At 64.4% G+C, this 26,261-nt stretch carries 19 protein-coding genes, 1 tRNA gene and 1 pseudogene; 11 read left to right on the top strand and 10 right to left on the bottom strand.

Going from position 1 to position 26,261, the window contains the following annotated elements; genetic code table 11:
• Positions 1-111: 111 nt before the first annotated feature.
• Positions 112-1,434 carry an ISL3 family transposase gene (locus tag AC4QBL_RS09420; RefSeq protein ID WP_472907315.1) on the top strand — a complete coding sequence of 441 codons (1,323 nt, stop codon included), beginning with the start codon at positions 112-114 and terminating at the stop codon, positions 1,432-1,434.
• Between the two features lie 119 nt (positions 1,435-1,553).
• On the opposite strand, the pseudogene AC4QBL_RS09415 reads toward AC4QBL_RS09420, so the two are convergent.
• The 3 genes and pseudogenes from AC4QBL_RS09415 to AC4QBL_RS09405 form a co-directional block, all read right to left on the bottom strand.
• A pseudogene (locus tag AC4QBL_RS09415) lies at positions 1,554-2,591 on the bottom strand (restriction endonuclease subunit S); the annotation flags it as partial.
• The gene (locus AC4QBL_RS09410) at positions 2,591-4,045 is read right to left on the bottom strand and encodes a class I SAM-dependent DNA methyltransferase (RefSeq protein ID WP_472907896.1); all 1,455 of its coding nucleotides are present in this window, start codon (positions 4,043-4,045) and stop codon (positions 2,591-2,593) included. The gene AC4QBL_RS09410 and the pseudogene AC4QBL_RS09415, both read right to left, overlap by 1 nt.
• 175 nt (positions 4,046-4,220) lie before the next feature.
• Positions 4,221-4,294, bottom strand: a tRNA-Gly gene (locus AC4QBL_RS09405).
• Between the two features lie 227 nt (positions 4,295-4,521).
• Here AC4QBL_RS09405 and AC4QBL_RS09400 point away from each other — a divergent pair.
• A complete protein-coding gene (locus AC4QBL_RS09400; RefSeq protein ID WP_472907895.1) occupies positions 4,522-4,980 on the top strand; it encodes an RT0821/Lpp0805 family surface protein in 459 nt (152 codons plus the stop codon).
• 42 nt (positions 4,981-5,022) lie between these two features.
• Here the strand turns inward: AC4QBL_RS09400 and AC4QBL_RS09395 are convergent, their stop codons facing one another.
• Both AC4QBL_RS09395 and AC4QBL_RS09390 read right to left on the bottom strand, forming a co-directional pair.
• A complete protein-coding gene (locus AC4QBL_RS09395; protein WP_492131651.1) occupies positions 5,023-5,496 on the bottom strand; it encodes an LEA/WHy family protein in 474 nt (157 codons plus the stop codon).
• Complete coding sequence (locus tag AC4QBL_RS09390; protein WP_472907893.1) at positions 5,493-6,971, bottom strand: NAD-dependent succinate-semialdehyde dehydrogenase; 1,479 nt, start codon at positions 6,969-6,971, stop codon at positions 5,493-5,495. The genes AC4QBL_RS09395 and AC4QBL_RS09390 overlap by 4 nt, the downstream gene beginning before the upstream one ends.
• Positions 6,972-7,210: 239 nt before the next feature.
• Between AC4QBL_RS09390 and alaS the strand changes: the two genes are divergently transcribed.
• Positions 7,211-9,832 carry an alanine--tRNA ligase gene (gene alaS / locus AC4QBL_RS09385; protein WP_472907892.1) on the top strand — a complete coding sequence of 874 codons (2,622 nt, stop codon included), beginning with the start codon at positions 7,211-7,213 and terminating at the stop codon, positions 9,830-9,832.
• A 98-nt stretch (positions 9,833-9,930) separates the two neighbouring features.
• Here alaS and AC4QBL_RS09380 read toward each other — a convergent pair whose 3' ends face one another.
• Positions 9,931-10,869, bottom strand: a complete 939-nt coding sequence (locus AC4QBL_RS09380; protein ID WP_472907891.1) for a pseudouridine synthase — start codon at positions 10,867-10,869, stop codon at positions 9,931-9,933.
• Positions 10,870-11,002: 133 nt separating this feature from the next.
• On the opposite strand from AC4QBL_RS09380, the gene AC4QBL_RS09375 reads away from it, so the two are divergent.
• Positions 11,003-11,269, top strand: coding sequence for a hypothetical protein (locus AC4QBL_RS09375; RefSeq protein ID WP_472907890.1), 267 nt, complete (start codon positions 11,003-11,005; stop codon positions 11,267-11,269).
• Between the two features lie 24 nt (positions 11,270-11,293).
• On the opposite strand, the gene trmB is transcribed toward AC4QBL_RS09375, so the two are convergent.
• The 4 genes from trmB to AC4QBL_RS09355 all read right to left on the bottom strand — a co-directional run bounded on the left by trmB (position 11,294) and on the right by AC4QBL_RS09355 (position 15,357).
• Positions 11,294-12,079: a tRNA (guanosine(46)-N7)-methyltransferase TrmB gene (gene trmB, locus AC4QBL_RS09370; protein WP_472907889.1), complete on the bottom strand. Its 786-nt coding sequence runs from the start codon at positions 12,077-12,079 to the stop codon at positions 11,294-11,296.
• A gap of 83 nt (positions 12,080-12,162) precedes the next feature.
• Positions 12,163-13,065, bottom strand: coding sequence for a tRNA glutamyl-Q(34) synthetase GluQRS (gene gluQRS / locus AC4QBL_RS09365; RefSeq protein WP_472907888.1), 903 nt, complete (start codon positions 13,063-13,065; stop codon positions 12,163-12,165).
• 113 nt (positions 13,066-13,178) lie between these two features.
• Complete coding sequence (locus AC4QBL_RS09360) at positions 13,179-14,330, bottom strand: NAD(P)/FAD-dependent oxidoreductase (protein ID WP_472899686.1); 1,152 nt, start codon at positions 14,328-14,330, stop codon at positions 13,179-13,181.
• A gap of 79 nt (positions 14,331-14,409) precedes the next feature.
• Positions 14,410-15,357 (bottom strand): LysR family transcriptional regulator, encoded by a 948-nt coding sequence (locus AC4QBL_RS09355; protein WP_472907887.1) that lies wholly within the window; start codon positions 15,355-15,357, stop codon positions 14,410-14,412.
• A gap of 146 nt (positions 15,358-15,503) precedes the next feature.
• On the opposite strand from AC4QBL_RS09355, the gene AC4QBL_RS09350 reads away from it, so the two are divergent.
• From AC4QBL_RS09350 to AC4QBL_RS09320, 7 genes are all read left to right on the top strand, one after another.
• Entirely contained in the window at positions 15,504-16,205 is a 702-nt protein-coding gene (locus tag AC4QBL_RS09350; protein ID WP_472899684.1) for a pirin family protein, read from the top strand.
• Between the two features lie 60 nt (positions 16,206-16,265).
• Positions 16,266-16,820 (top strand): flavodoxin family protein, encoded by a 555-nt coding sequence (locus AC4QBL_RS09345; protein ID WP_472907886.1) that lies wholly within the window; start codon positions 16,266-16,268, stop codon positions 16,818-16,820.
• Between the two features lie 65 nt (positions 16,821-16,885).
• The gene (locus tag AC4QBL_RS09340) at positions 16,886-17,587 is read left to right on the top strand and encodes a DUF599 domain-containing protein (protein WP_472907885.1); all 702 of its coding nucleotides are present in this window, start codon (positions 16,886-16,888) and stop codon (positions 17,585-17,587) included.
• Positions 17,588-17,705: 118 nt separating this feature from the next.
• Entirely contained in the window at positions 17,706-21,275 is a 3,570-nt protein-coding gene (gene dnaE, locus AC4QBL_RS09335; RefSeq protein WP_472907884.1) for a DNA polymerase III subunit alpha, read from the top strand.
• 123 nt (positions 21,276-21,398) lie between these two features.
• Entirely contained in the window at positions 21,399-23,627 is a 2,229-nt protein-coding gene (locus tag AC4QBL_RS09330) for an ATP-binding protein (protein WP_472907883.1), read from the top strand.
• Positions 23,628-23,875: 248 nt separating this feature from the next.
• The gene (locus AC4QBL_RS09325) at positions 23,876-24,967 is read left to right on the top strand and encodes a transglutaminase-like domain-containing protein (RefSeq protein ID WP_472907882.1); all 1,092 of its coding nucleotides are present in this window, start codon (positions 23,876-23,878) and stop codon (positions 24,965-24,967) included.
• Positions 24,964-26,208 (top strand): flavoprotein, encoded by a 1,245-nt coding sequence (locus AC4QBL_RS09320; RefSeq protein WP_472907881.1) that lies wholly within the window; start codon positions 24,964-24,966, stop codon positions 26,206-26,208. Before AC4QBL_RS09325 ends, AC4QBL_RS09320 begins: the two co-directional genes overlap by 4 nt.
• Positions 26,209-26,261: the final 53 nt, after the last annotated feature.

The raw sequence follows: 26,261 nt of genomic DNA, 5'->3' as shown, positions 1-26,261 counted from the left end.
CAATGCCGATTTGCATGGAACTTGACCTTCAACACCTATGCGTGCTGAGTGCGTGAGGTTGCTGGATACTCTGGCCTGATTGCCGCCACCCTGACACCTTCGTAACCGACCATGAGCCTGAGCACCGAAGCCCTGTTCACCGCAGCCCTTGGGCTGCAAGCCCCCTGGCGTGTCGAGCGCGCCGAGTTGAGCACCGCCAAGAAACGCATTGACTTTGAAGTGGTCTGCACCGAGCGGCGTCTGACCTGCCCGCACTGCGGCGCACCCGATCAAGGCATCCACGAGAGCATTGAGCGATCTTGGCGCCATCTGGATTTTTTCCAGTTCGAAGCCTGGCTGCACGCGGCCATACCCCGCGTAGCTTGTACCGCCTGCGGCAAGACCAGCCAGGTGCCGGTGCCCTGGGCGCGCGAGGGCAGCGGCTTCACGCTGCTGTTTGAAGCGCTGGCGCTGAGCCTGTGCAAAGAACTGCCCGTGGCCCACGCGGCCCGTCACCTGCGTGCCGACGCCAAAGCCTTGTGGCGGCGCATTGAGCACTACGTCAAGCTTGCGCGTCAGAAGGACGACATGAGCGGCGTGCGCCACATCGGCATTGACGAGACCAGTCTGCGCAAGGGCCACGAATACGTCACGGCCGTGCACGATCTGCAGCAAAAGCGCCTGCTCTTTGTCACCGAGGGACGCGATCACCAGACGGTCAATGCCTTCACCCAAGACCTGTCCGAACATGGCGGGAGCGCCCAGGCGATCAGCCATGTGAGCATGGACATGAGTGCGGCCTACCTGAAAGGGGCACAGCAGCAACTGCCGCAGGCGGCCATCTGTTATGACCGCTTTCATGTGGCGGCCCTGGCGGGCAAGGCCATGGATGAGGTGCGCGCGGCCGAATTCAAAAGCCGGCCCACCGCCGTGGCGCAAGCGCTGGGCGAGCTGGACCGCGCCAGCAGGCGCAGCCTGAGCTGGGCGATGCGCACGCACCATGCGAGCTGGAATCAGCGGCACATACAGGCGATGTACACCCTGCAGCGCACGAACTTGCAAAGCGCACGGGCCTGGCGCATGAAGGGGGCGCTGCGCGAGGTGTATGAGGCAGCGGCGCAGGGTCACGGTGAAGAGGTCGCCCGCACGGGTCTGACCAAGTGGATCGGTTGGGCCATGCGCTCGCGCCTGGAGCCCTTCAAGCGGCTGGCGCGTACGCTCAAGACGCACTTCGAAGGTGTCATCACGGGCATGCAGCAAGGACGCAGCAACGCGTTTGTGGAGGCCATGAATGGGCTGATGCAAAACGCCAAGCGGGCCGCACGCGGATTCAGAACGAGCAGGAACTTCATCGCCATTGCGCACCTGCGCCTGTCCAAGCTCAAGCACCTTCCAGCCAACCCGTTCGAGTACGCAGCGCCGCGCTTCGCAGGCCTCAGCACGCATAGGTGTTGAAGGTCAAGTTCCATGCAGATCGGCATTGAGCCCTTGCGTTCGTAGGTGGCAGCAAGATTCTCGGTTTCTTCGGATAGTGCATCGAGCCTGGCAACAATTCGGGACTGCTCTGAAAGTGAACCCGGAAAAGAAATTTCGATTCCCTTTAACAAGCTCGCTTTGATGCCTTGAACGGTCGCGCCGGTACCCTTTTCTCGAATGCGCCTTTGTATGGGAGGCGACAACAGCAAGTACTTCAAGAACGTACTGTCCAAACATTCTGGATCGGGTTGCATGATGATGATTCGTTGGGCAAACACGACCTTATCTGAGGTGTCGAGCTGCGCGACGTTTGCCAGCGGTGCTTCGGTCGTGAACAGAACATCGCCCGACTTCGGGATGCCTCGGGTCATCCAACCATCGTAGGAGTCAGGTGCAACGAACTCCTCGGGCGCCTTCTGGAGAAAACCCATCTTGACGTTCTTGGCAGTGATCAGGCGCAAACCACTGCTGGTCTTCTCAGGTGTCTTTCCTCGGTAATCGATGAACCGAATGCATTCCCCCACCTTCGAGTCAACCCAGGTCGATCCGCGCTCAGTGAATACTGTTTGCAAGTACCCATCAAACAACTCCCGGGCGTTCTGCAGGTTCTTCTCGGCGTTGGCCTTGGCGGTGGCGATGCCCTCGAAGGCTTCGTCGAGGATGGCGACGATGCGGCGCTGCTCCTCAATCGTCGGATAGCAGAACAAAACCTCTTTCAGCTTCCCGCTCGAAAGCTCCTTGAAAGTCGCGCCGGTCCCGAGACTCTCCAGAAGCGGTACGTTCGCCAGCAAGTAGTAGTACGCGAACTTGGTCTCAACTTCCTTGGACGGTGGTACGAGGCCCTTGCAGCCTTGGTTGAATGCCATTGGCACTGCATTGATAACCAGGTGACCAATTGGCGCACGAGTGGAAAGAATCAGCGAGTTTTCAGGAATCAACTCCGCGCCGACGCGAAGACCATCGTCACTCAGACTCCTCCGGCTTTCAGAGATGAACGGTGAATCCAGTCCACCCATTTCTGCCGGCGTAATCCAGAGGTGCGAACCTCCCCAGTAAGACGCTACGCCGGTCTTAGGTGTCCCGCCGTTGACGATACGAAACACTTCCCCAATCTTCTTGGTCTGCCACCCAGCCATCACGCCACCAACCCCCGAATCACCGCAAGCACCTCAGCGCTCTCCGCATCCAGAGCCGCGATCTCATCCAGTATCTCGGCCGGTGTGCGCAGCGCCACCACCTCGCCGCCGTCGGGGTTCTTCACCGACAAATCCCAGGTGCTGGCGTCTAGCCCCGCCACGTCCACGCGCCAGCTCTTGGGCGAGGTGGCGGCGGTGGCCTGCAGCGTCACAAACTCGGCCAGGTCCGCGTCGTTCAGCGGGTTGGTTTTGCCCATGTTGCGGCCCGGGTCGAGCTGGTAGTACCAAACCTGTTGCGTGGCCTCGCCCTTGCTGAAAAACAGCACCACGGTTTTCACGCCTGCGCCCTGGAAGGTGCCGCCCGGGCAGTCCAGCACGGTGTGCAGGTTGCAGCTTTCCAGCAGCAGCTTGCGCAGGCTCACGCTGGCGTTGTCGGTGTTGCTTAAAAACGTGTTTTTGATGACGATGGCCGCGCGGCCACCCGCCTTCAAGCTCTTGATGAAGTGCTGCATGAACAGGAAGGCGGTTTCCCCGGTTTTGATGGGGAAGTTCTGCTGCACCTCTTTGCGCTCTTTGCCACCAAAGGGCGGGTTGGCCAGGATCACGTCGTAGCGGTCACGTTCCTGGATGTCGTTGATGTTTTCGCCCAGCGTGTTGGTGTGCACGATGTTGGGCGCCTCGATGCCGTGCAAGATCATGTTCATGATCCCGATGACGTAGGCCAGGCTCTTCTTTTCCTTGCCGTAAAACGTGCGCTTTTGCAGGGTTTCCAGGTCGTCGGCCTTGGTGGCTTGCGGTGCCATGTGGTCGTAGGCTTCGCACAAGAAACCTGCCGATCCACAGGCGCCGTCGTAAATGCGCTCGCCAATTTTCGGGTTGAGCACCTGGATCATGGCGCGGATGAGCGGGCGCGGCGTGTAGTACTCGCCGCCGTTGCGCCCGGCGTTGCCCATGTTTTTGATCTTGGCTTCGTACAGGTGCGAAAGCTCGTGTTTTTCAGCCTGCGAGCGAAAGCGCAATTCGTCCACCAGGTCGATCACGTCGCGCAGGTTGTAGCCGCTCTGCACCTTGTTTTGAATTTCGCTGAAGACCTCGCCAATTTTGTATTCGATGGTCTGCGGGCCGCTGGCGCGCTGCTTGAAGCCGGCCAGGTAAGGAAACAGCCGCTTGTTGACCATTTCGCGCAGGTCGTCGCCGGTGGACGCAGCGTTGTGGTCAATCTTGCCGTCTGGCCCCTTGGGCGCGGCCCACTGGCTCCAGCGAAAGGGCTCGGCCAGCAGGTACTGGTAGGGCCGGCCCTCCAGCTCGGCTTCCATGGCCTTGTCGGCCTCCAGCGCGTCCAGGTATTTCAGAAACAGCAGCCAGCTCGATTGCTCGGTGTAGTCCAGCTCACTGGTGCAGCCCGCGTCTTTGTGCAGGATGTCGTCGATATTTTTGAAGGTTTGCTCAAACATGCCCGGAAATTCTTGTTGAGGTGCGAAGGCACTCCCTGCCAGAAGGTTACACGAGTAACAGCGGTGCCCTGCAACACTGGCATGGTGCGCCAGGGCACTCGGTTTCAGGCCAAAAAAAAAGCCGTCAGCAGCGGGTGCTTGACGGCTTTTGGCGCCCACAAGGAGCTTGTATTTTTGGAGCGGGTGAAGGGAATCGAACCCTCGTCAGTTGCTTGGGAAGCAACAGCTCTGCCATTGAGCTACACCCGCAGTGGGCCGAATCATACCCGAGCGCGCTACCGGCCTCTGTGGGTTGCATGCGGTTGCGCGTTGCGTGCGCTCAATGGCTGCCGGCGCAGGCTGCCTACACTTTTTAAGAGGCTGGTGGGTGCTGGTGACGGGGTTGGGCTGTGGGCTGCTGTTGAGGTGGCTGCACACCCGCATCCCCGTTGGCTTTCCCGCCGAATGGTGGCTTTTTTCAATTTCGGGAGCTTCAGATGCAAGGCTTTAAAAAGGTGTGTGCAGGTTCGTTGGTGGTGGTGTTGCTGGCGGGTTGCGCGGCGCCGGCCACCCAGGAGCAGAGCGGCATGGTGGTGGGCGGCATTTTGGGCGGCCTGCTGGGGGCGCAGGTGGGGCAGGGCTCGGGCCGCACGGCGGCCACGATTGTGGGCACGGTGATTGGTGCCAGCATTGGCGGCAACATCGGGCGGTCGATGGACGCTACCGATCGCCTCAAGACCGCACACGCGCTGGAGACGGTGCGCACCGATGTGCCGTCGAGCTGGGTGAACCCGGACACGCGCAATCAGTATGTGGTGGTGCCCACGCGCACCTACGACACCGCCACCGGCCCTTGCCGCGAATACACGGTGCGGGCGGTGATTGGCGGCAAGACCGAGACGGTGTACGGCACCGCCTGCCGCCAGCCCGATGGCAGCTGGAAAGCGGTGAATTGATGGCGCTTGGCCCGGGTTGGCCGGGCGGCTCGCTCAGGCGGCTTATTCGGGCAGTTTGAACTCGCCCGATGAGCTGAAACGCAGGCTGCGCCACTGCGGCCCAGACAGCTTGCCGTTGATGGCGTAGGTGATGGGCGAGCGGTCGCCTTGCGCCATGCCCAGGGCTTGGCGCAGCATGGCCAGAGCGGGCACGGTGACGGGCACGGTCAACAGGGCTTCACCAAAGCGCGGCACGGTGCCGCGTGCGTTGCTCACGCCGCTGGCAAACGACTTGCCGCGCACGTCCATTTCCACAAACAGGCCGTCGTAGTCGATGGCGCTGTCGTTGGGGTTGATCACGCGCAGCTTCACCAGCAGGCGTACTTCCATGCCTTGTCCCGCCAGGGGCTCGACGCCCACCACATCGACACGCGGTGGGTCGCCAGGGGCCAGGCTGGCGCAGGCGCTCAGGCTAGCGGCCAGTGCGAGCACCAGCCACGAGCGCCGGCTGTGGGTTGCGCTGGGCAAGCTGTTCATTTCAAGATGTCGCCGAGGCAGAGGTACTTGATCTCCACATAGTCGTCCATGCCGTGGTGCGAACCTTCGCGGCCCAGGCCCGACTGCTTCACGCCGCCAAACGGCACGTGTTCGGTGGCCAAAATACCCACGTTGATGCCGACCATGCCGTATTCCAGTGCTTCGGCCACGCGGTAGATGCGGCCGATGTCTCGGCTGTAAAAGTAGCTGGCCAGGCCAAACTGGGTGTTGTTGGCAGCGTCCACGGCTTCTTGCTCGGTTTCAAACTTGAAGATGGGGGCGAACGGACCAAAGGTTTCTTCTTTGGCGCACAGCATGTCGGCGGTGGCGTCGGCCACCACGGTGGGCTCAAAAAACTGGCCCGCCAGGCGCTTGCCGCCAGCCACCACGCGAGCGCCCTTGGCCACGGCGTCGTCCACATGGCGCTGCACCTTCACCAGCGCGGCTTCTTCAATCAGCGGGCCCTGGTTCACACCGTCTTCAAAGCCGTTGCCGACCTTGGCCGTTTTGACCTTGGCGGCGAACTTGGTGACGAACTCGTCGTACACGCCGCTCTGCACATACAGGCGGTTGGAGCACACGCAGGTTTGGCCGGCGTTGCGGTATTTGCTGGCAAAAGCGCCTTCCACCGCGGAGTCAACATCGGCGTCGTTGAACACGATGAAGGGCGCGTTGCCGCCGAGTTCCAGCGACATTTTTTTGACCGTGGGCGCGCTTTGTGCCATCAAAATGCGGCCGACTTCGGTGGAGCCGGTGAAGCTGATGTGGCGCACCACGTCGCTGGCGCAAATCACCTTGCCCACGGCAATGGAGTTGTCGGCGTCGGCCGTGATTATGTTGAGTACACCGGCCGGAATGCCGGCGCGAATAGCCAGCTCGGCAGCGGCCAGCGCCGTCAGCGGTGTCAGCTCGGCCGGCTTGATGATGACCGGGCAGCCGGCGGCCAGCGCGGGTGCGACCTTGCGCGTGATCATGGCGAGCGGGAAGTTCCAGGGCGTGATGGCGGCGCACACGCCGATGGGCTGCTTGAGCACCATCAGGCGGCGGTTGTTGTCGAACTGCGGCAGCGTCTCACCGTTGACGCGCTTGGCTTCTTCGGCAAACCACTCGACGAAGCTGGCGCCGTAGGCCACTTCGCCCTTGGCCTCGGGCAGCGGCTTGCCCTGCTCGGCGGTCATGATGCGGCCGAGGTCGTCCTGGTTGGCCATCAGCAGGTCGTACCACTTGCGCAGGATGATGCTGCGCTCTTTGGCGGTTTTGCCCTTCCAGCCGGCCCAGGCGGCGTTGGCCGCGGCAATCGCCTTTTCGGCTTCGGCAGGGCCGAGGTTGGCCACGTCGGCCAGTTTTTGGCCGGTGGCGGGGTCGATCACGTCAAAACGGCTGCTGCCCTTCACCCACTCGCCGTTGATCAGCGCGTCGGTCTTCAGCAGGGTCGGGTCCTTCAGCAGGGCCAGGGGGGAGGTCTTCATGTCCATGGGGTGTCTCCGATTGTTCGGCAAAGGGTGGCGGGCGGTTGGCCTTTCAGTAACCCACAAGCATAGTCTTTTGACGCCCGCCCGCCAGTGCCGCCGGTGACTTGTCCGTGGGTACCAAAGTGGCCGATGCAAGCCAAATGGAGGTCGCCAGAGCCGTGCCTCAGAAGTGTTGGAAAATACAAGGTTTGGCGCAGTGAGCGCCACGCCATCCGTCGCAACTGAAACCCCACAAGGCCACCATGAACAGCCCAGCCTCCGTCGCCGACATCCGCAAGACCTTTCTGGACTTCTTCGCCTCCAAGGGCCACACCGTGGTGGCGTCCAGCCCGCTGGTGCCGGGCAACGACCCCACGCTCATGTTCACCAACTCGGGCATGGTCCAGTTCAAGGACGTGTTCCTGGGCACCGACAAGCGCAATTACGTGCGCGCCGCGTCCGTCCAGGCCTGCCTGCGCGCTGGCGGCAAACACAACGACCTGGAAAACGTGGGCTACACCGCGCGCCACCACACCTTCTTTGAAATGCTGGGCAACTGGTCGTTTGGCGACTATTTCAAGCGCGAATCGCTGAAGTGGGCCTGGGAGCTGCTGACCGAGGTGTACAAGCTGCCCAAGGAAAAACTGCTGGCCACGGTGTACGAAGAGGACGACGAGGCCTACGACATCTGGACCAAGGAAATTGGCCTGCCACCCGAGCGTGTGATCCGCATTGGTGACAACAAGGGTGGCCGCTACAAGAGCGACAACTTCTGGATGATGGCCGACACCGGCCCGTGCGGCCCGTGCAGCGAGATCTTTTACGACCACGGCGACCACATCCCCGGCGGCCCTCCGGGCAGCCCGGACGAAGACGGCGACCGTTTCATCGAGATCTGGAACAACGTGTTCATGCAGTTCAACATGGACGAAACCGGCGCCGTGACGCCGCTGCCCGCACCTTGCGTGGACACCGGCATGGGCCTGGAGCGCCTGGCTGCCATCCTTCAGCACGTGCACAGCAACTACGAGATCGACATCTTTGAAGCGCTGATCAAGGCCGCCGGCCGTGAGACCGGCACCGCCGACCTCTCGAACCCGTCTCTCAAGGTGATCGCTGACCACGTCCGCGCCACGTCGTTCCTGATCAGCGACGGCGTGATTCCGTCGAACGAAGGCCGCGGCTATGTGCAGCGCCGCATCGTGCGCCGCGCCATCCGCCACGGCTACAAGCTGGGCCAGAAGACGCCGTTTTTCCACAAGCTGGTGCCCGATCTGGTGGCGGTGATGGGCGAGGCCTACCCGAACATGGCGAATCAGGCGCAGCGCATCACCGAGGTGCTGAAAGCTGAAGAAGAGCGCTTTTACGAAACGCTGGCCAACGGCATGGAAATTCTGGATGCGGCTCTGGCGGGCGACGCCAAAGTGCTGCCGGGCGACGTGGCTTTCAAGCTGCACGACACCTACGGCTTTCCACTCGATTTGTCGGGCGACGTGTGCCGCGAGCGCGGTCTGACGGTGGACGAAGCCGGCTTCCATGCCGCCATGGAAGCGCAGAAGGCCAAGGGCCGTGCGGCGGGCAAGTTCAAGATGGACAAGGCGCTGGAGTACACCGGTGCGGGCAACACGTTTGTGGGCTACGAGAAGCTCGAAGCCCCGGCCAAGGTGGTGGCGCTGTACCTGGACGGCACGCCCGTGGCCGAACTCAAGGCCGGTCAGCAGGGCGTTGTGGTGCTGGACACCACGCCGTTTTACGCCGAGAGCGGCGGCCAGGTGGGCGACGAGGGTGTGATCACCAGCGGCTCGGCCACGTTTGCCGTGGGCGACACGCAGAAGATCAAGTCGGATGTGTTTGGTCACCACGGAGAGATGGCACAGGGCACGCTCGCCGTGGGCGACACGGTGAACGCCAGCGTCAACCTGGCGCAGCGCGCAGCCACCATGCGCAACCACTCGGTGACGCACCTGATGCACAAGGCGCTGCGCGAGGTGCTGGGCACCCATGTGCAGCAAAAGGGCAGTTTGGTGGATGCCGACAAGACGCGTTTTGACTTCACCCACAACGCCCCGGTGACGGACGCGCAGATTCGCGACATCGAGCAGCGCGTGAACGCCGAGATCGTGGCCAACGCGGCCACGCAGGCGCGTGTGATGGACATCGAGTCAGCGCAAAAAACCGGCGCCATGATGCTGTTTGGCGAGAAGTACGGCGAAACCGTTCGCGTGCTTGACATCGGCTCCAGCCGCGAACTGTGCGGCGGCACGCACGTGAGTGCCACGGGTGACATCGGCTTCTTCACCATCACCGCCGAAGGTGGTGTGGCCGCTGGCGTGCGGCGCGTGGAGGCGGTGACGGGCCTGAACGCGCTGAACTATGTGCAAGGCATGGAAGCGACGCTGGGCGGTGTGGCCGGCACGCTCAAGGTCACGCCAGGCGAAGTGCCGGCGCGCGTGGGTGCGCTGCTGGACCAGATGCGCGATCTGGAAAAAGAAATGAACGCGCTCAAGAGCCGTCTGGCTTCTGCCCAGGGCGATGAGCTGGTGAACCAGGCCGTGGACGTCCATGGCATCAAGGTGCTGGCGGCGGTGCTGGCCGGGGCCGACGCCAAGGCCCTGCGCGAAACTATGGACAAGCTGAAAGACAAGCTCAAGTCGGCAGCCATCGTGCTGGCTGCGGTGGACGGTGCCAAAGTGCAGATCGCAGCGGGTGTGACGGCCGACGTGATGGCCAAGGTGAAAGCCGGCGAGCTGGTGAACTTTGTGGCCCAACAGGTGGGCGGCAAAGGTGGCGGCAAGCCCGACATGGCCATGGCCGGCGGCACCGATGCAGCCAATCTGCCCAAGGCGCTGGCTTCTGTGCAGTCCTGGGTGGCTGAGAGGCTGTAACCTCCCCGCGCCGCCTGCGGCGTTACCTCCCCAGGGGGGCGTGCCTGGCGGACCGGCGGTGCCGGATCCGCGGGCACCTGGCATATGCGTTGGCTCGGCTACGGGCTGGGCCAGTGCAGGCTCAGCCCGCTTTCAAACCGCCGCGCCTCGCCAGTCACCGGGTCGGTAAAAGCCATGCCCTTGGCCAGCAGGCGCAGTGGCACTGAAAAATCTTCCACGTCGTCTGGCCCGTGCAGCACGTCCGGGTACAGCTGGTCGCCCACGATGGGCAGACCGAGCGCGTTCATGTGCACCCGCAACTGGTGGCGCTTGCCGCTCACGGGTTTCAGCGCATAGCGCGCCCAGTCACCGCACCGCTCCAGCACATCGATGACCGTCTCGCTGTTCGGTTCGCCAGCCACCTCGTTCATGCGAAAAAAATCGGTCGGATGCTCCACGATGCGGCTGCAGCGCGTGTGCGGCCATGTCAGGACGTCGGTGGCCCGTGCAATGGCTTCATAGGTTTTGTGCATGGTTCGCCCGCTGAAGAGCGCGTGGTAGGCGCCGCGTTCTTCCGGGTTCACCGCAAACAGCACCAGCCCAGCGGTTTCGCGGTCGATGCGGTGCAGCGGTGCCAACTGTGGCAGCCCCAGCTTGCGTTGCAGGCGCACCAGCAGGGTTTGCTGCACAAAGTGCCCGCCTGGTGTCACGGGCAAGAAGTGCGGCTTGTCGGCCACCACCAGATGCGCGTCCTGGTAAATCACCGACGCTTCAAATGGCACGACCACCTCGTCGGGCACGTCGCGGTAGTAAAAAAGCCGCGTGCCGCCCCGGTAGGGCGCATCGGGCGCGATGGGGTGGGCGCTTTCATCCAGCACATCGCCGTTGGCCAGTCGGGCGGCCCACACGGCTCGCCCCACCTTGGGCAGCCGCTGGTCCAGAAAGTCCAGCGTGTTGGCCCAGGGCATTGCCCCCGGTGGCATGGCGGGCAGCGCCACGCAACTGGCCGACACGCCCTGTCGTGCGGGAATCTGCGGGTGGCGGGTGGAGCGTGACATTAGAACGAAGCCGGTAACCGTTGAGAGCGTGTGAAACGTGTGGTGACGCCGTGGCGGGACAAAACGGGTATTCTCGGCCGCTTCGCGCCGGCAATTGGGCTGGCGCCGCGTTGACATGCCGACTGGACCCGCCTTGAAAGCCGCTTTGAAACCAACCGCCACACCCTGCACCCGATTGTCTGCTCAGTCGCGTCGGGCCTTGGCGCTTGCCGCACTGGTGTTGAGCAGTCTGGCCCTGAGTGGCTGTGCGGTGATCGCTGTGGCCGATCTGGCCGCCTCTGCCGTGGTCGGTGTGGGTGGGTTGGCGGTGGACGCTGCGGTGGGCACCGCCAAGATCGGCGGCAAGGTCATTGGCAAGACCGCCGATGTGGTGCTGGGCAGCGACACACCCGCCGAATGAGTGCCAGCCCCCCGGGGGGCAGCTTCAGACCCGCTTGAACACCAGATCCCACACCCCGTGGCCGAGTTTCAGGCCGCGGTTTTCAAACTTCGTGAGCGGGCGGTAATCGGGCTTGGGCACGTAGCCACCCAACGCCGGGTCGGTGGCGGTGTTTTGCAACAGCGGCTCGGCGCTCAGCACCTCCAGCATTTGCTGGGCATAGGGTTCCCAGTCGGTCGCCAGGTGGATGTAGCCGCCGGGTTTGAGGTGGCGCGCCAGGCGGTTCACAAACGGCGTCTGGATCAGCCGGCGCTTGTTGTGTTTGGTCTTGTGCCAGGGGTCGGGGAAGAACACATGCACCCCGTCCAGGCTGCCTTCGGGCAGCATGTGGTCGAGCACTTCCACCGCGTCGTGGCGGAAGATCCGGATGTTTTCAATACCGCCTTCACCGCAGAGCTTGAGCAGCGCACCCACGCCGGGTTCGTGTACTTCGCAGCAAATGAAGTTGTCTTGCGGGCGGGCTTGGGCAATCTGCGCCGTGGCGCCGCCCATGCCAAAGCCAATTTCCATCACCACGGGCGCGGTGCGGCCAAAAGCCGCGGCCACGTCCAGCGGGGCAGGCGCGTAGTTCAGCAAAAAGCGTGGGCCGAACTGCTCGTAGGCGCGTTGCTGCCCCGGGCCGGTGCGCCCAGCGCGCAACACGTAGCTTTTGATGACTCGCATGAACGGCACACCTTCGGGCAACGGCTTCTTCACCTTTGCCGTGGCGGTGTCGGGTGCGGCGGTTTGGGTGTCCGTGTCGCTTGGGCTGGGCTGTGGTTCTGAGGTCATGACTGGGCAGAAAAATCGGGGCTGGGTGGGGTGGCCGATTGTAGGCGCCGGGGCGGGGCGGCTTGGTGGCGGGTGCCCAGCCATCAGCCCTTGGCAGCGCTGCGGTAGGGCCAGGCCTGCGTCCACAGCGCGAGCGCTTCGGGCCGGCTCCGGGCGGCCACAGGCAGGCCCAGGCTTGCTGCGGCCTGGTTCAGTGCGGCCAGCGGGTCGCTCAGGTCCAGCGCCTGTGCGCCGTTTTGTTTGCTGAGCTTTTCGCCGTTGGCGCCCAGCACCAGGGGCGTGTGCAGGTAGGCGGGCGTGGGCACGGGCAGCGCCCGCTGCAACAAGATTTGGCGCGGCGTGTTGTCGGCCAGGTCTTCGCCGCGCACCACATGCGTGATGCCCTGGGCGGCGTCGTCCACCACCACGGCGAGCTGGTAGGCCCACAGGCCGTCGGCGCGTTTCAGCACAAAGTCGCCGACAGCGGTGGCCACGTTTTGTGTTTGCGGGCCCAGTCGCCGATCGACCCAGCGCACGTCGGTGCGGGCCGGGGCCAGCGCAAAACGCCAGGCACGGGCTGGTTTGCCCTGCAAGCCTCCGCGCTCGGGCCGGCAGGTGCCGGGGTAGACCGCCGCCTGGTGGCGCTCTCGGCTCAGGCCCTGGTTTTGCAGGGCCGCCTGAATGTCTTTGCGCGAACAGCCGCAGGGGTAGGCGTGGCCGCTGGCGATGAGTTGGTCCAACGCCTGTTGGTAGCGTGCGCCGCGTTGCGACTGCCACACCACAGGCTCGTCGCTGACCAGGCCGCACGTGGCGAGCTGCTGCAGGATGCTTTCGCTCGCGCCGGGCACGCAGCGAGGTGTGTCCACGTCTTCGATGCGCACCAGCCAGGTGCCGCCGTGCGCTCGCGCATCCAGCCAGCTGGCGAGGGCCGCCACCAGCGAGCCCGCGTGCAGCGGGCCGGTGGGGGAGGGGGCGAAGCGCCCCCGGTAACAAGTTGATGTCGACAAACCAGGTCTCCGGAGCGCGTGTCTGTGTCAGCGCACGCCGCGGATCGGGCTTCGCCCGGTCGCCAGCGTGGTCCCCTTGGGGGGAAGGCGCGAAGCGACGCAGGGGGGCTACTTCACACCATCGCCAGCGCCAGCTCAAGGCCAGACACAAACGCGTCTTCCACCCGGTGGCCCAGGCACCAGTCGCCGCACAGGCCTATGCCCAGCGCTTTGTCGTAGATGAACGGGCGGCCCAGCGGTTGCTGGGTTTGGGCGAAGCGCCAGCGGTGCACCTCGGCATGGGTGGGTGTGGCGCGAATGCCGGTGATTTCGGCGAAGCCCTTGAGCAGCTTGGCCTTGACGCGCTCGGCGTCGTCTTCCAGATGTTTGACGGACCAGGCGGGGCTGGCCTGCACGGTCCAGCGCTCAATGGGGCCGCGGCCCGGTTTGCTGCTCTCGCGCGCCAGCCAGCTGATGCGGTGGTGCACGCTGCGGGCGGCATTCCACTGCGGCCCCAGGTGCGGCAGGCCCGGCTGCATGGCGTTGGGGTAGGCCACCATCAGCGTCCAGCAGGGGGCAACCTGCACGGCATCGAGTTCGTGGCGCAGCTCGGGTGAGTGGCCCGAGGCCAGCAGCAGGTCGTGCGTTTGCAGGTGCGGCATGGCCAGCACGATGCGGTCAAAACCGCCGTGCACATGCAGCCCGCCGTCGGTGTCTTCAACGCGCAGCTGCCATTGTTGGGGGTGCAGGGCATCGCGTTCGATGTGGGTCACGCGCGTGCCGGTGAGGGTGCTGGCGGCCAGGTGGCCGTGCAATTCGGGTTGCACCAGCGGCTCGGCCCAGTACTTCACCAGTGCGTTCATGCCGGGCTTGGCCACAAAGTGGGGTTCGGTGGGTGGGGGCGCGCTGGCCAGCACCCGGCCTTTGTCGTCGAGCACGCGCACGGTGTTGGCGCTCCAGGGGCGCACCACCGTTTGGGCGGTGAGCAGGGCTTTGGCAAAGCGCTTGTCGCGCACGGTGAAATACTGGGTACCGTGGTCAAAACCGCCAAACTCGGTTTGGCGGGTGGACATGCGTCCGCCCAGTCCGCGGCTCTTTTCAAACAGGGTGACGCGGTGACCCGCCTGCACCAGCGTGCGGGCGCAGGCCACACCCGCCATGCCGGCACCTACCACCGCGAAATGCAGCTGGGCTGGCGCGGATTTTGTGGCCTTATTCGGCGCTGTTTTGCTGGCGGGTTTGCTTTTGGACAAGGCTGGGGCGCGGGTTTTTTTGGCTGTGGTCATGTCTCTTGGCGCGTTGGGTTTTGGGGTGGTCTCGAAGTTGACTGTAGCAGCCTGTTTGCTGCCATGAAGCCGGGTTGCATCAAATCTGGTGGTGGTTGTTGAGCAGGGCGGCCCGGGTGGTGGGATGTTGCAGCCGCTCCAGCCACCAGCGCAGCGCGCGGCCGGTGTCGCCTGCGGTGCGGGGCTGGCGCCAGGCGTAGGCCAGGTGAATGACGCGGTTGGGCCGCTGCACCGCTTTCACCACCAACCGCCCGGCGTTGATGAACGGCAGCGCGAGCGGCAGCGGCAAAAAGCCCGCGCCCAGGCCGCGCAGTTGCGCTTCCAGTTTGTGCTGCATGGTGGGCACGGTGAGCACGTCCTGGCCGGGCTGCAGGTTGTGCGTGATGCCGCTGCCCCGCTGCGTGCTGTCGGCCACGGCCACCGCGCGGTGCCCGCGCAGCTCCTCGTCGCACAGGGTGTGGCTGGCCTTGGCCAGCGGGTGGTGGGGCGCCACCGCAAACACAAAGTCCAGCGAACCCAGGGGGGCGGTTTGAATGTCGGTCTGGGCCAGCTCGCCGGGCACGCCCAGCGCCAGGTCGGCCTGGCCGCTTTGCAAGGCTTCCAGGGTGCCTGAAAGCGTTTCGGCACGCAGTTTCAGGCGGGTCGGCGTCCCCTCGGCGTAAAAAGCCTCACACAGTTCAAACAGCGTGGCGCGGGCAATGATGGCGTCGGCCGCAATGGTGATTTGCGGTTCCCAGCCGGTGGCCACGCGCTTGACACGTTGGGCCACGGCGTCCAGTTCGTTCAGCAGGTACTGGCCCGAGCGCAGCAACTCGGCCCCCGCGGGCGTGAGCTGGGCGCGGCGCGCGCTGCGGTCAAACAGCAACACGTCCAGCGCGTCTTCAATCTGGCGGATGCGGTAAGTCAGGGCGCTGGGCACCATGCCCAGTTCGCGGGCGGCAGCGGCCATGCTGCCGAGCCGCGCCACGGCCTCCAGCAAGCCCAGGTTTTCGGGCGACAGCGCGGCACGCGGCGTGTGAGAGGCCATGGTGTAAAGCGGTTAAGTGTTCAATTGAATTGAATGATGCCATCAAAACCGTGCAAACCAAACGCCGTGTGCGCTGCCGACAATGAAGGCATTCCGGCGCACAACCCCCGCGGTTGAGGCCCAAACCCGACGAAAAGGACCCTCCGATGATGCAAATTCGACGCTCTGAAGCCCGCGGCTTTGCCGACCACGGTTGGCTCAAAAGCTTTCACTCTTTTTCTTTTGCCGAGTACTTTGACCCGGCCTGGATGGGTTGGGGCAACCTGCGCGTGATCAACGAGGACCGCATTGCGCCAGGCACCGGCTTCGGCACCCACGGCCACCGCGACATGGAAATCATCAGCTATGTGCTGCAGGGCAACTTGGCGCACAAAGACAGCATGGGCAACGTCAAAGGCATCCCGCCGGGCGATGTGCAGCGCATGAGCGCGGGCAGCGGTGTGCGCCACAGCGAGTTCAACCATGCGCCCGACCAGACAACGCACTTTTTGCAGATCTGGATCGAGCCCAACGTGACCGGTATCGACCCCGGCTACGAGCAAAAGAGCTTTGCCGACGACGAAAAACGGGGCCAGCTCCGGTTGGTGGCCTCCAACGGCGGGGCGCAGGGCTCTGTGCACATCAACGCAGATGCGTCGCTGTACGCTGGGCTGCTGGACGGTGCAGAGACCGCAGAACTGAGCCTGAATCCAACGCGCAAGGCCTACGTGCACCTGGTGCGCGGCTCACTGCTGGTCAACGGCGAGCGCCTGCAGGGTGGTGACGCCGCAGTGCTGGGTGGTGAAAGCGTGCTCACCCTGGCTCAGGGAGACGACGCCGAAGTGCTGGTGTTTGACCTGGCCGCCTGATTCTTCCCTTTTCCTCTGTCCATTCCCGCGCCTCGGCGCCTTTACCCAGGAGTTTTCCCAATGACAAAAGTGGTTGTGGTTTTTCATTCCGGCTATGGCCATACCCAGCGCATGGCGCAGTCGGTGGCGGACGGCGCCAACGCCGAGTTGCTGGCGATTGACGCGGACGGCAACCTGCCCGAAGGCGGCTGGGAAGCGCTGAATGCGGCCGACGCGATCATCATGGGCTCGCCCACCTACATGGGCACCGTGAGCTGGCAGTTCAAAAAGTTTGCCGACGCGTCCAGCAAGCCCTGGTTCAGCCAGCAATGGAAAGACAAGGTGTTTGCCGGCTTCACCAACAGCGCCACCATGAACGGCGATAAGCACTCCACGCTGCACTACCTGTTTACCCTGGCCATGCAGCACAGCGGCATTTGGGTGGGCACCGGCCTGATGCCCAGCAACAGCAAAGCTGCCCAGCGCAACGATGTGAACTATGTCGGTTCCTTCACCGGCGCCATGGCCCAAAGCCCCTCAGACGCGGGCGCCAACGAAATGCTGCCCGGCGACCTGGAAACCGCCCGCCTGTTTGGCGAGCGCGTGGCCGCCACCGCAGCCCGGTTCAAAGGCTGATCCGGCCGTGGCGCGGGGCCCGCATGGCCCCCGCCATGTGCCAGCGGCGCAGTAACATCCGCCGCATGAACATTTTCAGCCTCATTCCCTGGGCAGACTGGCTGGCGCTGGTCTGCTTTTTCGCGTTGTGGACCGGCTACGCACTGTTTGCCCGGGTGTGGGGCCGCAAAAAGGGCTCGCTGATCCAGACCACCAACCGCTACCGCGGCTACTGGATGGCGCAGGCCACCTCGCGCGACCCGCGCATGCTCGACGGCCTCATCACGCAAACGCTGTCGCACACGCCGTCGTTTTTTTCGTCCACCTCCATCCTGGTCATTGGTGGCTTGTTTGCGCTGCTGGGCACCACCGACAAAGCCACCGAGCTGATGAGCGAGATTCCGTTCGCACAAACCACCACGCTGATCGTTTTCGAGTTCAAGATCCTCGTGCTGGTGGCCATTTTTGTGTACGCGTTTTTCCGCTTTTCCTGGTGCATGCGGCTCTACACCTTCGTGGCCTTGGTCATTGGCGCCATGCCGTCGCCAGAAGACTTCGATTCGGGCAAATTTGACCGCAAACACTACGCCGACCGGGCCGCAGCCATGGTGGGCGCAGCCGCCGAAACCTTCAACGACGGCTTGCGTGCCTACTATTTTTCGTTCGCTGCGCTGGCCTGGTTCATTTCGCCCCTGTCCATGGTGCTGGCCACGCTGATCGTGGTGGCCATTCTGTACAGCCGCGAGTTTCGGTCCGAGGTGTTGCACATTTTGAAAGACGAGGGCTGACACCGGCTGCTGCTTGCGAGCGTCCTCCCGCGCTTGCGTTGGTTCCACCGGTCGCCTGGCGGCAAAAACGGGACCACAGCGGCCCAGCCCGGCAGGCCCGGCCTTCTAAAATGGCCGCATGTTCATACACCTGCGCCTGCACACCGAATTTTCCGTCGTTGACGGCACCAACCGCATCGACGATGTGGTGGCCGCCGCTGCCGCTGACCGCCAGCCCGCGCTGGCCATCACCGATCTGAACAACCTGTTTGGCGCCGTCAAGTTTTACAAGGCCGCGCGCGGCGCCGGGGTGAAGCCCTTGCTGGGCGCCGAGGTGATGCTGCAAGGCTTTACCGAAGAAACCCCCAACGCCATGCCCGGCAGCCACCAGCCGGCGGCCCCGCGCGTGGTGCTGCTGGTGCAGGACAAGCAGGGCTACCTGAACCTGTGCGAGCTGCTGGCCCGCGCCTGGACGCGCAACGACGGCCGTGGCGGTGCGCTGGTGCAGCGCGAATGGCTCGAAGAGCTCAACGGGGGCTTGCTCATGCTTTCGGGCGCGCAGGCCGGCCCGGTGGGGCAGGCGCTGATTCAGGGCGACGCCAACCGCGCGGCCGATGTGGCGCTGAAGCTGGCGGGGTTGTTCACCCACCGCTTCTACATTGAAGTGCAGCGCGCTGGCCGGGTGGACGACGAGCGCCACGTGACCGCCGCGGTGCAACTGGCCGCGCGACTGCACCTGCCGGTGGTGGCCACGCACCCGGTGCAGTTCACCGAGCCGGACGACTACGAGTCGCACGAAGCGCGGGTGTGCATTTCTGATGGCGAAATTTTGGGCAACAACCGGCGCGTGCGCCGCTTCACCCGCGAGCAGTATTTCAAGAGCGCCGAGCAAATGGTGGCGCTGTTTGCCGACATTCCATCGGCTGTGGCCAACACGCTGGAAATTGCCAAGCGCTGCAACCTCACGCTGGTGCTGGGCAAGCCGCAGCTGCCCAACTTCCCCACGCCGCTGATTGATGGCGTGCCCATGCCGATGGAAGAGTTCTTCCGGGTGTCGTCGTTTGAAGGCCTGGAAGAGCGCCTGGCGCACCTGTACCCCGACGCTGCCAAGCGCGACGCCGAGCGCCCGCGCTACGTGGCGCGGCTCGAATTCGAGATCAATACGATCTTGAACATGGGCTTCCCCGGTTACTTTTTGATCGTGGGCGACTTCATCAACTGGGCCAAGAAAAACGGCTGCCCGGTGGGCCCGGGCCGGGGTTCGGGTGCCGGCTCGCTGGTGGCTTACGCGCTGAAGATCACCGACCTGGACCCGCTGCAATACAACCTGCTGTTCGAGCGGTTTTTGAACCCCGAGCGGGTGTCCATGCCCGACTTCGATATTGACTTTTGCCAGACCAACCGCGACCGGGTGATCGACTATGTGAAGGACAAATACGGCAAAGATGCCGTGAGCCAGATCGCCACCTTCGGCACCATGGCCGCGCGCGCCGCCATTCGCGACGTGGGCCGGGTGCTGGACTTTTCCTACGGTTTTTGCGACGGCATTTCCAAGCTGATTCCGAACAAGCCGGGCATGTCGGTCACGTTGCAGTACCCGCCCAACCCGAAGAAAGAGGGCGACAAGAACAACTACGCGATCGAGATGGAGCCGGTGCTGGCCGAGCGCATCAGCAAAGAAGACGACGTGAAGACGCTGATCGAGCTGGCGCAAAAGCTTGAAGGCATGACGCGCAACATCGGCATGCACGCCGGCGGTGTATTGATTGCGCCGGGCAAGCTCACCGACTTCACGCCGCTGTATGCCCAGCCCGGCAGTGACTCGGCCGTGAGCCAGTACGACAAGGACGACGTGGAGGCCGTGGGCCTGGTGAAGTTCGACTTCTTGGGCCTGGCCACGCTGACCATTCTGGAGATTGCTCGCGAGTTCATCGCCAAGCGCCACAAGGGCCAGGAAGATTTTTGCTTTGAAAACGTGCCGCTGGACGATGCACGCGTTTACGCGCTGTTTTCGCGCGGCCAGACCGAAGCCGTGTTCCAGTTTGAAAGCCGCGGCATGCAGGGCATGCTGAAAGACGCCAAGCCCAGCCGCCTGGAAGACTTGATTGCGCTCAACGCGCTCTACCGCCCCGGCCCAATGGACCTGATCCCCAGCTTCGTGGCGCGCAAGCACGGGCGCGAGGTGATCGAGTACCCGCACCCGCTGGTGGCCGACATGCTGAGCGAGACCTACGGCATCATGGTCTACCAGGAACAGGTGATGCAGACAGCGCAGATTTTGGGCGGCTATTCGCTGGGCGGTGCCGACATGCTGCGCCGCGCCATGGGCAAGAAAAAGGCCGAAGAAATGGCCGAGCACCGCGCCATCTTCCGCGCGGGTGCAGCCAAAAACGACATCAGCCAGGAAAAGGCCGACGAGATTTTTGACTTGATGGAGAAGTTCGCGGGCTACGGTTTCAACAAGTCGCACGCCGCTGCGTATTCCCTGTTGGCCTACCACACGGGCTGGCTCAAGGTGCACTACACCGCCGAGTTCTTCTGCGCCAACATGACGGTGGAGATGGACGACACCGACAAGCTCAAGGTGCTGGTGGAAGACGCGCACAAGATGGGCATCTCCTTTGAGGCGCCCGATGTGAACCGCGGTTTTTACCGCTTCGAGCCCATCACCGACAAGTCGATCCGCTACGGCCTGGGCGCCATCAAAGGCACCGGGCAGCTGGCCATCGAAGCCATCGTGGCGGCGCGCGAAGGCCGGGGCGAAGGCCCCAACGGCGCCGAGGCTGGTCCGTTCAAGAGCCTGTTTGACTTCTGCCGCCGGGTTGACCGCTCGCGCCTGAACAAGCGCACGGTGGAAGCCTTCATCAAGGCCGGCGCGTTTGACTCGCTGCACCTGAACCGGGCCGAGGTGCTGGCCTCGGTGGAGCGCGCCTTTGACTTCGCTGCGGCCAGCGTGGCCAACGCCAACCAGGGCGGCCTGTTTGACATGATGGGCGCCGGTGACGACCACGGCTCCAGCACCCAAGAGCCCGAGCTGGTGGCCACCACGCCCTGGGGTGTGAAAGAACGCCTCACGCTGGAAAAAACGGCGATGGGTTTCTACTTTTCGGGCCACCTGTTTGACGAGGTGCAGCGCGAGGTGCGCCGCTTTGCCCGCACCGCGCTGGAAGACGTGACGGAAAGCCGCGACCCGGTGATCCTGGCCGGCATCGTGACCGACTTCCGCGTCATCAACGGGCAGCGCGGCAAGCTGGCGCTGTTCAAGCTGGACGACAAAACCGCGGTGCTGGAGATCAGCGCCGACGAAAACCTCATCAACCTGCACCGCAACTTGCTCAAAGACGACGAGCTCATCATCGTGCAGGCCGTGGCCCAGCCCGACCGCTTCTCCGGCGGCCTGCGGCTGAAGATCCAGCATATCTGGGACCTGGCTTCGGCCCGCTGCCGTTTTGGCAAATACCTGCGCGTGGCGGTGAACGGCACTGCGCCCGCGGTGCACACCCTGGTGCGCGAATTTCCACCCAAGCGCGAAGTGACCGAGCAGGGTGAACTGGTGCGCGGCCTGCCGGTGCGCCTGGCGCTGCAGCGCAGCGGTGCGCAGTGCGAACTGCAGCTGGATGACCGCGCGCTGTTTTTCCCCACCGACGCCGCGCTGGCCAGCTGGATGGCCCAGGCCCACGGGCAGCGGGCCGAGATCGTGTTCGACTGACGCTGGCGCGCCACATCAAGCCGGCTGGCAGCCACCAAAAGCTGCCGTGCTGCGGCCTTGTTCACGCTGCGGCCGGTTTTGTCGTTCCGGGCCGCCCGCCCGGTGCCCATAGTCCACGCATTCATGAAGCTCCAACACAAGGCTTGGGTGCTGGTGTTTGCCATCGTATTGATCACGGTGGCGGGCACCATGCTGGGGGTCCGCCATATCGTGGGCGGCTCTTTCGACCAATTGCAATTCGATCGCGCAGCCCGGGAGGGCGAGCGGGCACGGCGCGTGCTCAACCAGCAACTGGTGGCGCTGGCGGCCACCGCGCGCGATTACGCCCACTGGGCCGATGCGGCGGATTTTCCGGCGGGGAGAAATCCCACGTTCATGCCGGACAACTTCGATGCGAGCAACATGGGTTACCTGCGCATTTCGGAGGTGCTGGTTTTTGACCCTGCCGGTCAGCTGCTTGCCAGCGCTCGCAAAGAGGCTGAAGCGCTGGTGGAGGTTCCTGCCCGGCGGCTTGAATCACTGAGCCAGCTGGCGCGCCCGCTCGTGTCGTGGGCAGATCCTATGGCCGTTTTGCAGACCCTGCGGGTGCACGACGGGCGGCTGGAATTCGTGGTGGCGGCGGCGATCCACTACCCCGATCGCTTGGACCAAGCCCCAACGGGCGCTTTGGTCATGGTGCGACATTTCGACGCATCCGAACTCGCGCAGTTTTCCGAGATCCTGATGACGCAGACCAGCCTGCTGCTGGCACCGCCCGATCACGTTGACGAGGACTTCCATCTTTTCGCGGCCGATGGCGCCCACGACGTGCTCCACGCCGTGCTGCGGGACCACCAAGGCAACCCGGTGGCCGAACTGGTGTTGCGACTGGACCGCCTGCTGCAGCAACAGGGGCTGGCACTCGCCTGGCAAGGCATGGGTCTGGCGGTGCTGGCGGGTCTCTTTGGCAGCCTATTTCTCGTCCTTCTGCTGAATCGCTTGTTGCTGCGCCGCTTGCAGCATCTGCACGACGATCTGGGCCTGGTGACGCAGGCGGGGCCGTTGACGTCGGGCCGCTTGCGCGAGGACGGCAACGACGAGCTCACCCGACTGGCGCAAGGCGTCAACAGCCTGCTGGGGCGGGTGCGGCATGACGCGCAAGCCCAGCGGGTGGCCCACGAACGGCAGGAAGTGCTGCAAATGCAGCTCATGCAGAGCCAGAAAACCGAGGCCTTGGGCCGGCTGACCGGTGGCATTGCCCACGATTTCAACAATTCGTTGGCCGCCATCACCGGCTGGGTGCGTCTGGCCGCAGAAGACCTTCCCGATCCGGACCATCCGAGTCAGGAGTCCCTTCAGCAGGCGCTCAAGGCGACCCGCTATGCCGACGGCCTGATGCGCCAACTGCTCGCGTTCGGTCGCCAGTCGGCACCCAAATTGCGGCGCATGCACCTGACCAACCTGATCGAGGAAACCCGCCAGATGATGGCCTCGGGGCTGGCGCGGAATTGCGACATCGTGGTCGACTACCGGGTGGACGACGACGAAGTTGATGCCGACGCCACGCAGCTGCAGCAGGTGCTGGTCAACTTGTTGATCAACGCGTCGGACGCGATGAAGGGCCAGGGGCGCATCGATCTCATACTCGAAGAAGCCGAGCTGCCACAGCCGCCCGGGCAGGCGCTTTTGCCCGGCACGGCGGGTCTGGCGCCCGGGCGCTACCTTGTGCTGAGGGTGTGCGACCGTGGCCCGGGCATTGAGCCAGCCTTGCTTGACCGCGTGTTTGAACCCTTTTTCACCACCAAGCCCAAGGGACGAGGGACCGGGCTGGGGCTGTCGGTCGCGCAGGGCATTCTGGCCCGCCACCAGGGCGGTCTGGGCGTTCAGAGCGAGCCCGGTCAGGGCGCCTGTTTCCACGTTTACTTGCCGGTGAGTCCGCGTACTTCGGATGTGGCACCCATCACAGGGCCTGGTGGGCCGGGTGAAGGGCATCACATTCTCTTTGTGGACGACGACCAGATGGTGCGCCACGCGTGGAGCGCCTTGCTGGAGCGCAAGGGCTGGCTGGTCACCCGCGCCCGCGACGGCGAGGAGGCCTGGACCCATTTCAAACAGTCTGGCAAGCGTTTTGATGTGGTGCTCACCGACCAGTCCATGCCCCGACTGGATGGGGTGGGGCTGGCGCACCGCATCGTGGCCAGCGAGCATGCACCCCCGGTCGTGCTGATCAGTGGCCACGCCCACGAGGTGCAACCCGAGTTGCTCGAAGCGCTCTTTGTTGCCGTGCTGCACAAGCCGGTCGACACCAGCGAAATTGACCGGGTGCTCAAGGATGTGATTCGGCGCCATGCCGACGTGCGCGCCCAGGTTTGAACGGCGCACTGCTGGTCTTCGGTCGTAGGCCCATTCGGCGAGGCTGTGGGGCGTCCGACAAGCGCACAGGGCTTGCGCGCAATCGGCAGGTGTTTTTCAACCGATCAAAATGCCCCGGGAATAATGGTGTGGCGATCTGTCGCGCCTGAAAAACGCCTGTCGGAAAACACCCGAAAACGCCGCCGGTGTTGTCATTTTCCGAGCGGCTCAGCAGCGCCCAGACGCTTCATTCAGGGAGCTTTTTCATCATGTCTGACCCGTCTTGCGAGCCTCAGCGGACCCGCCTTTTCAACGCTTTTGGCGATACGCGCCTGGGTTTCCACCTCGGGCGCCATGTTCTCAAGGTTTTTGGCTTCGGTTCGGTGCAGCAGTTGTTGCCCGGTCAAGCGCTGGCCGCGCGCGCACCGCGTGCTGTGCACGTCGTGCTAGCAGGCCGGCTGGCTGCGCCCGGCGGCCTGTGGCATGGGCCCGGCAACCACTTTGCCGCCAGCCGTGAGCCGCTGCAGGCGCTGGACGACCCGACCACGGTCTGGACGCTGGAGACCGGGCAGTACGCCTGGCGATCACCGGCCAATAAAAGCCTGCGCGAAGCCTGGGCCGACGCTGTGCGGGCCGCCACAGGCGATGAGCTTGCGGCCGGCCCACCCAAGTTGCTCCCCGACCCCGCCACCTTGTGCGACCAGGGCCACCCGGCCGTCTTGGCTTTGGCGCACAGCCTGCGGCGCGACAGCCCTGCAGCCTCGGCCCAAGCCATTTTCCATGCCATGCAGCGCATGCCCTACCGCTTCGGGCTCTGGCAAGAAACAGCGTCGCGCACCCTGGCGCGCGGCAGTGGCATGTGCACCACCAAAGCGAATCTGCAGGTGGCCTTGCTCCGAGCGCTCGACATCGAGGCGGGTTTTGTGGAGGTGCCGCTGGACATCGGCGTGCTCGGGGTGCTCATGCCCGAAGCGTGGCGTGCGCTCATGCGCACCCAGGTCAAGCACTACTTTGCGGCCGTGAAGCTGTCCGGGCGCTGGCACCCGGCCGACGCTTCCTTCTGCGACCCCAGCTGCATGCTGTTCACCGAAGCGGCGCCCTACCTGGGTGCCATGGTGCCGGCCTGGTTCGACGAAGGGCGTCCTTTTCACCCGGTGGCCCACATCCAGGGCACCGACCCCTTCGACATCCAGGTGCTGCCACACATCCATGCTGAAATGGGCAAGACGAGCCGCTTTTTGCCCCGGCACTTTGAAGCCATGAACACGCGGCTCGACCACACCTGGCGCAGCACCGCGCCCGCTCAGCCCGCGCCACACCCCACACACGCCACCCGCCGCACCGAAGGAAGCCACCAATGAGCCTGTACCACTGGGATTTTTCTGCCCCCACCCCCAGCACCCTGGGCGACCACGACGTTCCTGTGGTGTCGCAGCGCCTGGCCGGGCGGCGCATCGCCTTGCTGGTCACCGGTGGTATTGCGGCCATGAAAACCCCACAGCTGGCCCGCGGCCTGCGCCGCCACGGTGCGACCGTGGTGGCCTTTGCTTCAGACGAAGCGCTGCGCTACGTGGCCCGCGAAGCCCTGGAGTGGGCCACCTGCGCTCCGGTGGTGAGCAGCCTGACCTGGGCCGCTGAACACCTGTCCGACGGTGCGCCTTTCGACGCTTACCTGGTGGCGCCGGCCACCCACAACACCATTGCCAAAATGGCCTGTGGCGTGGCCGATACCGTGGTTACCTCAGCGCTGGCTTCGGCCATCGGCCGCATGGAGCAGGGGCGCACCCGCATTGTGGTGGCGCCCACCATGCACGGCACCCTGCACAACAGCCTGCTGGTGGACAACGCCCGCAAGCTCGCTGGCCTTGGCGTGCAGTTCGTGGCCCCGCACGACGCTTATGGCAAACACAACCTGCCCGGGACCGAGCTGCTGTGTATGGCGGTGGGGCAGGTGCTGAGCACCTCGCCGCTGGCGGGTCAGCGCATTCTGGTGACCGCGGGCCCCACACCCGTGCCGATTGATGGCGTGCGCCGCATCGTCAACCGCTTCCGGGGCCGGCTGGGTGCGGCCATCGCCGAAGAGCTGGTGTGGCGCGGTGCCGACGCCGAGCTGCTGCTGGGCGACGGCGCCTGGCGGCCCACCACGCCGATGCGCCTGAGCATCGCGCGCACCTTTGATGCGTACCGCGACGGCGTGGTTGAGCGGGCGCGCGCCGGCTTGTTTGCTGGCGTGTTTTCGGCCGGCGTGGCCGACTACCGCCCGCGTGAGGCGGTGCAGGGCAAGATCCCGTCGGGCCAGGCAGAGCTTCTGCTGGCACTGGAGCCCACGGAAAAGGTGATCGATCTGGCTTGCGCTGCAGCGCCCGCCATGGCCTGCGTGGCCTTCAAGTACCTCGAAGGCGTGAGCGAAGAAGAGCTGGTGCGCGTGGCCGCAAAACGCCTGGGGCGTGCCAGCCTGGTGGTGGCCACCCGGGGCGAAGACACGCGGGGCAGCGAGCAGCGTGCCCTGATGGTGCAGGCCAGCGGCACCACGCCGGTCGAAGGCAAGCAGCGCATTGCGACCTTTGTGGCCGACCACCTGGAAGCCCTGGCCGGCGGGTAGGTTGCCAACAACCGAGCGCGTTAGAATTGTTGGCTGTTATGACCACCGGGTTG

This window comes from Hydrogenophaga sp. L99 (assembly GCF_058731905.1).
The sequence above is the reverse complement of the archived record's forward strand: the minus strand, read 5'-3'. Positions and strand labels throughout refer to the sequence as shown.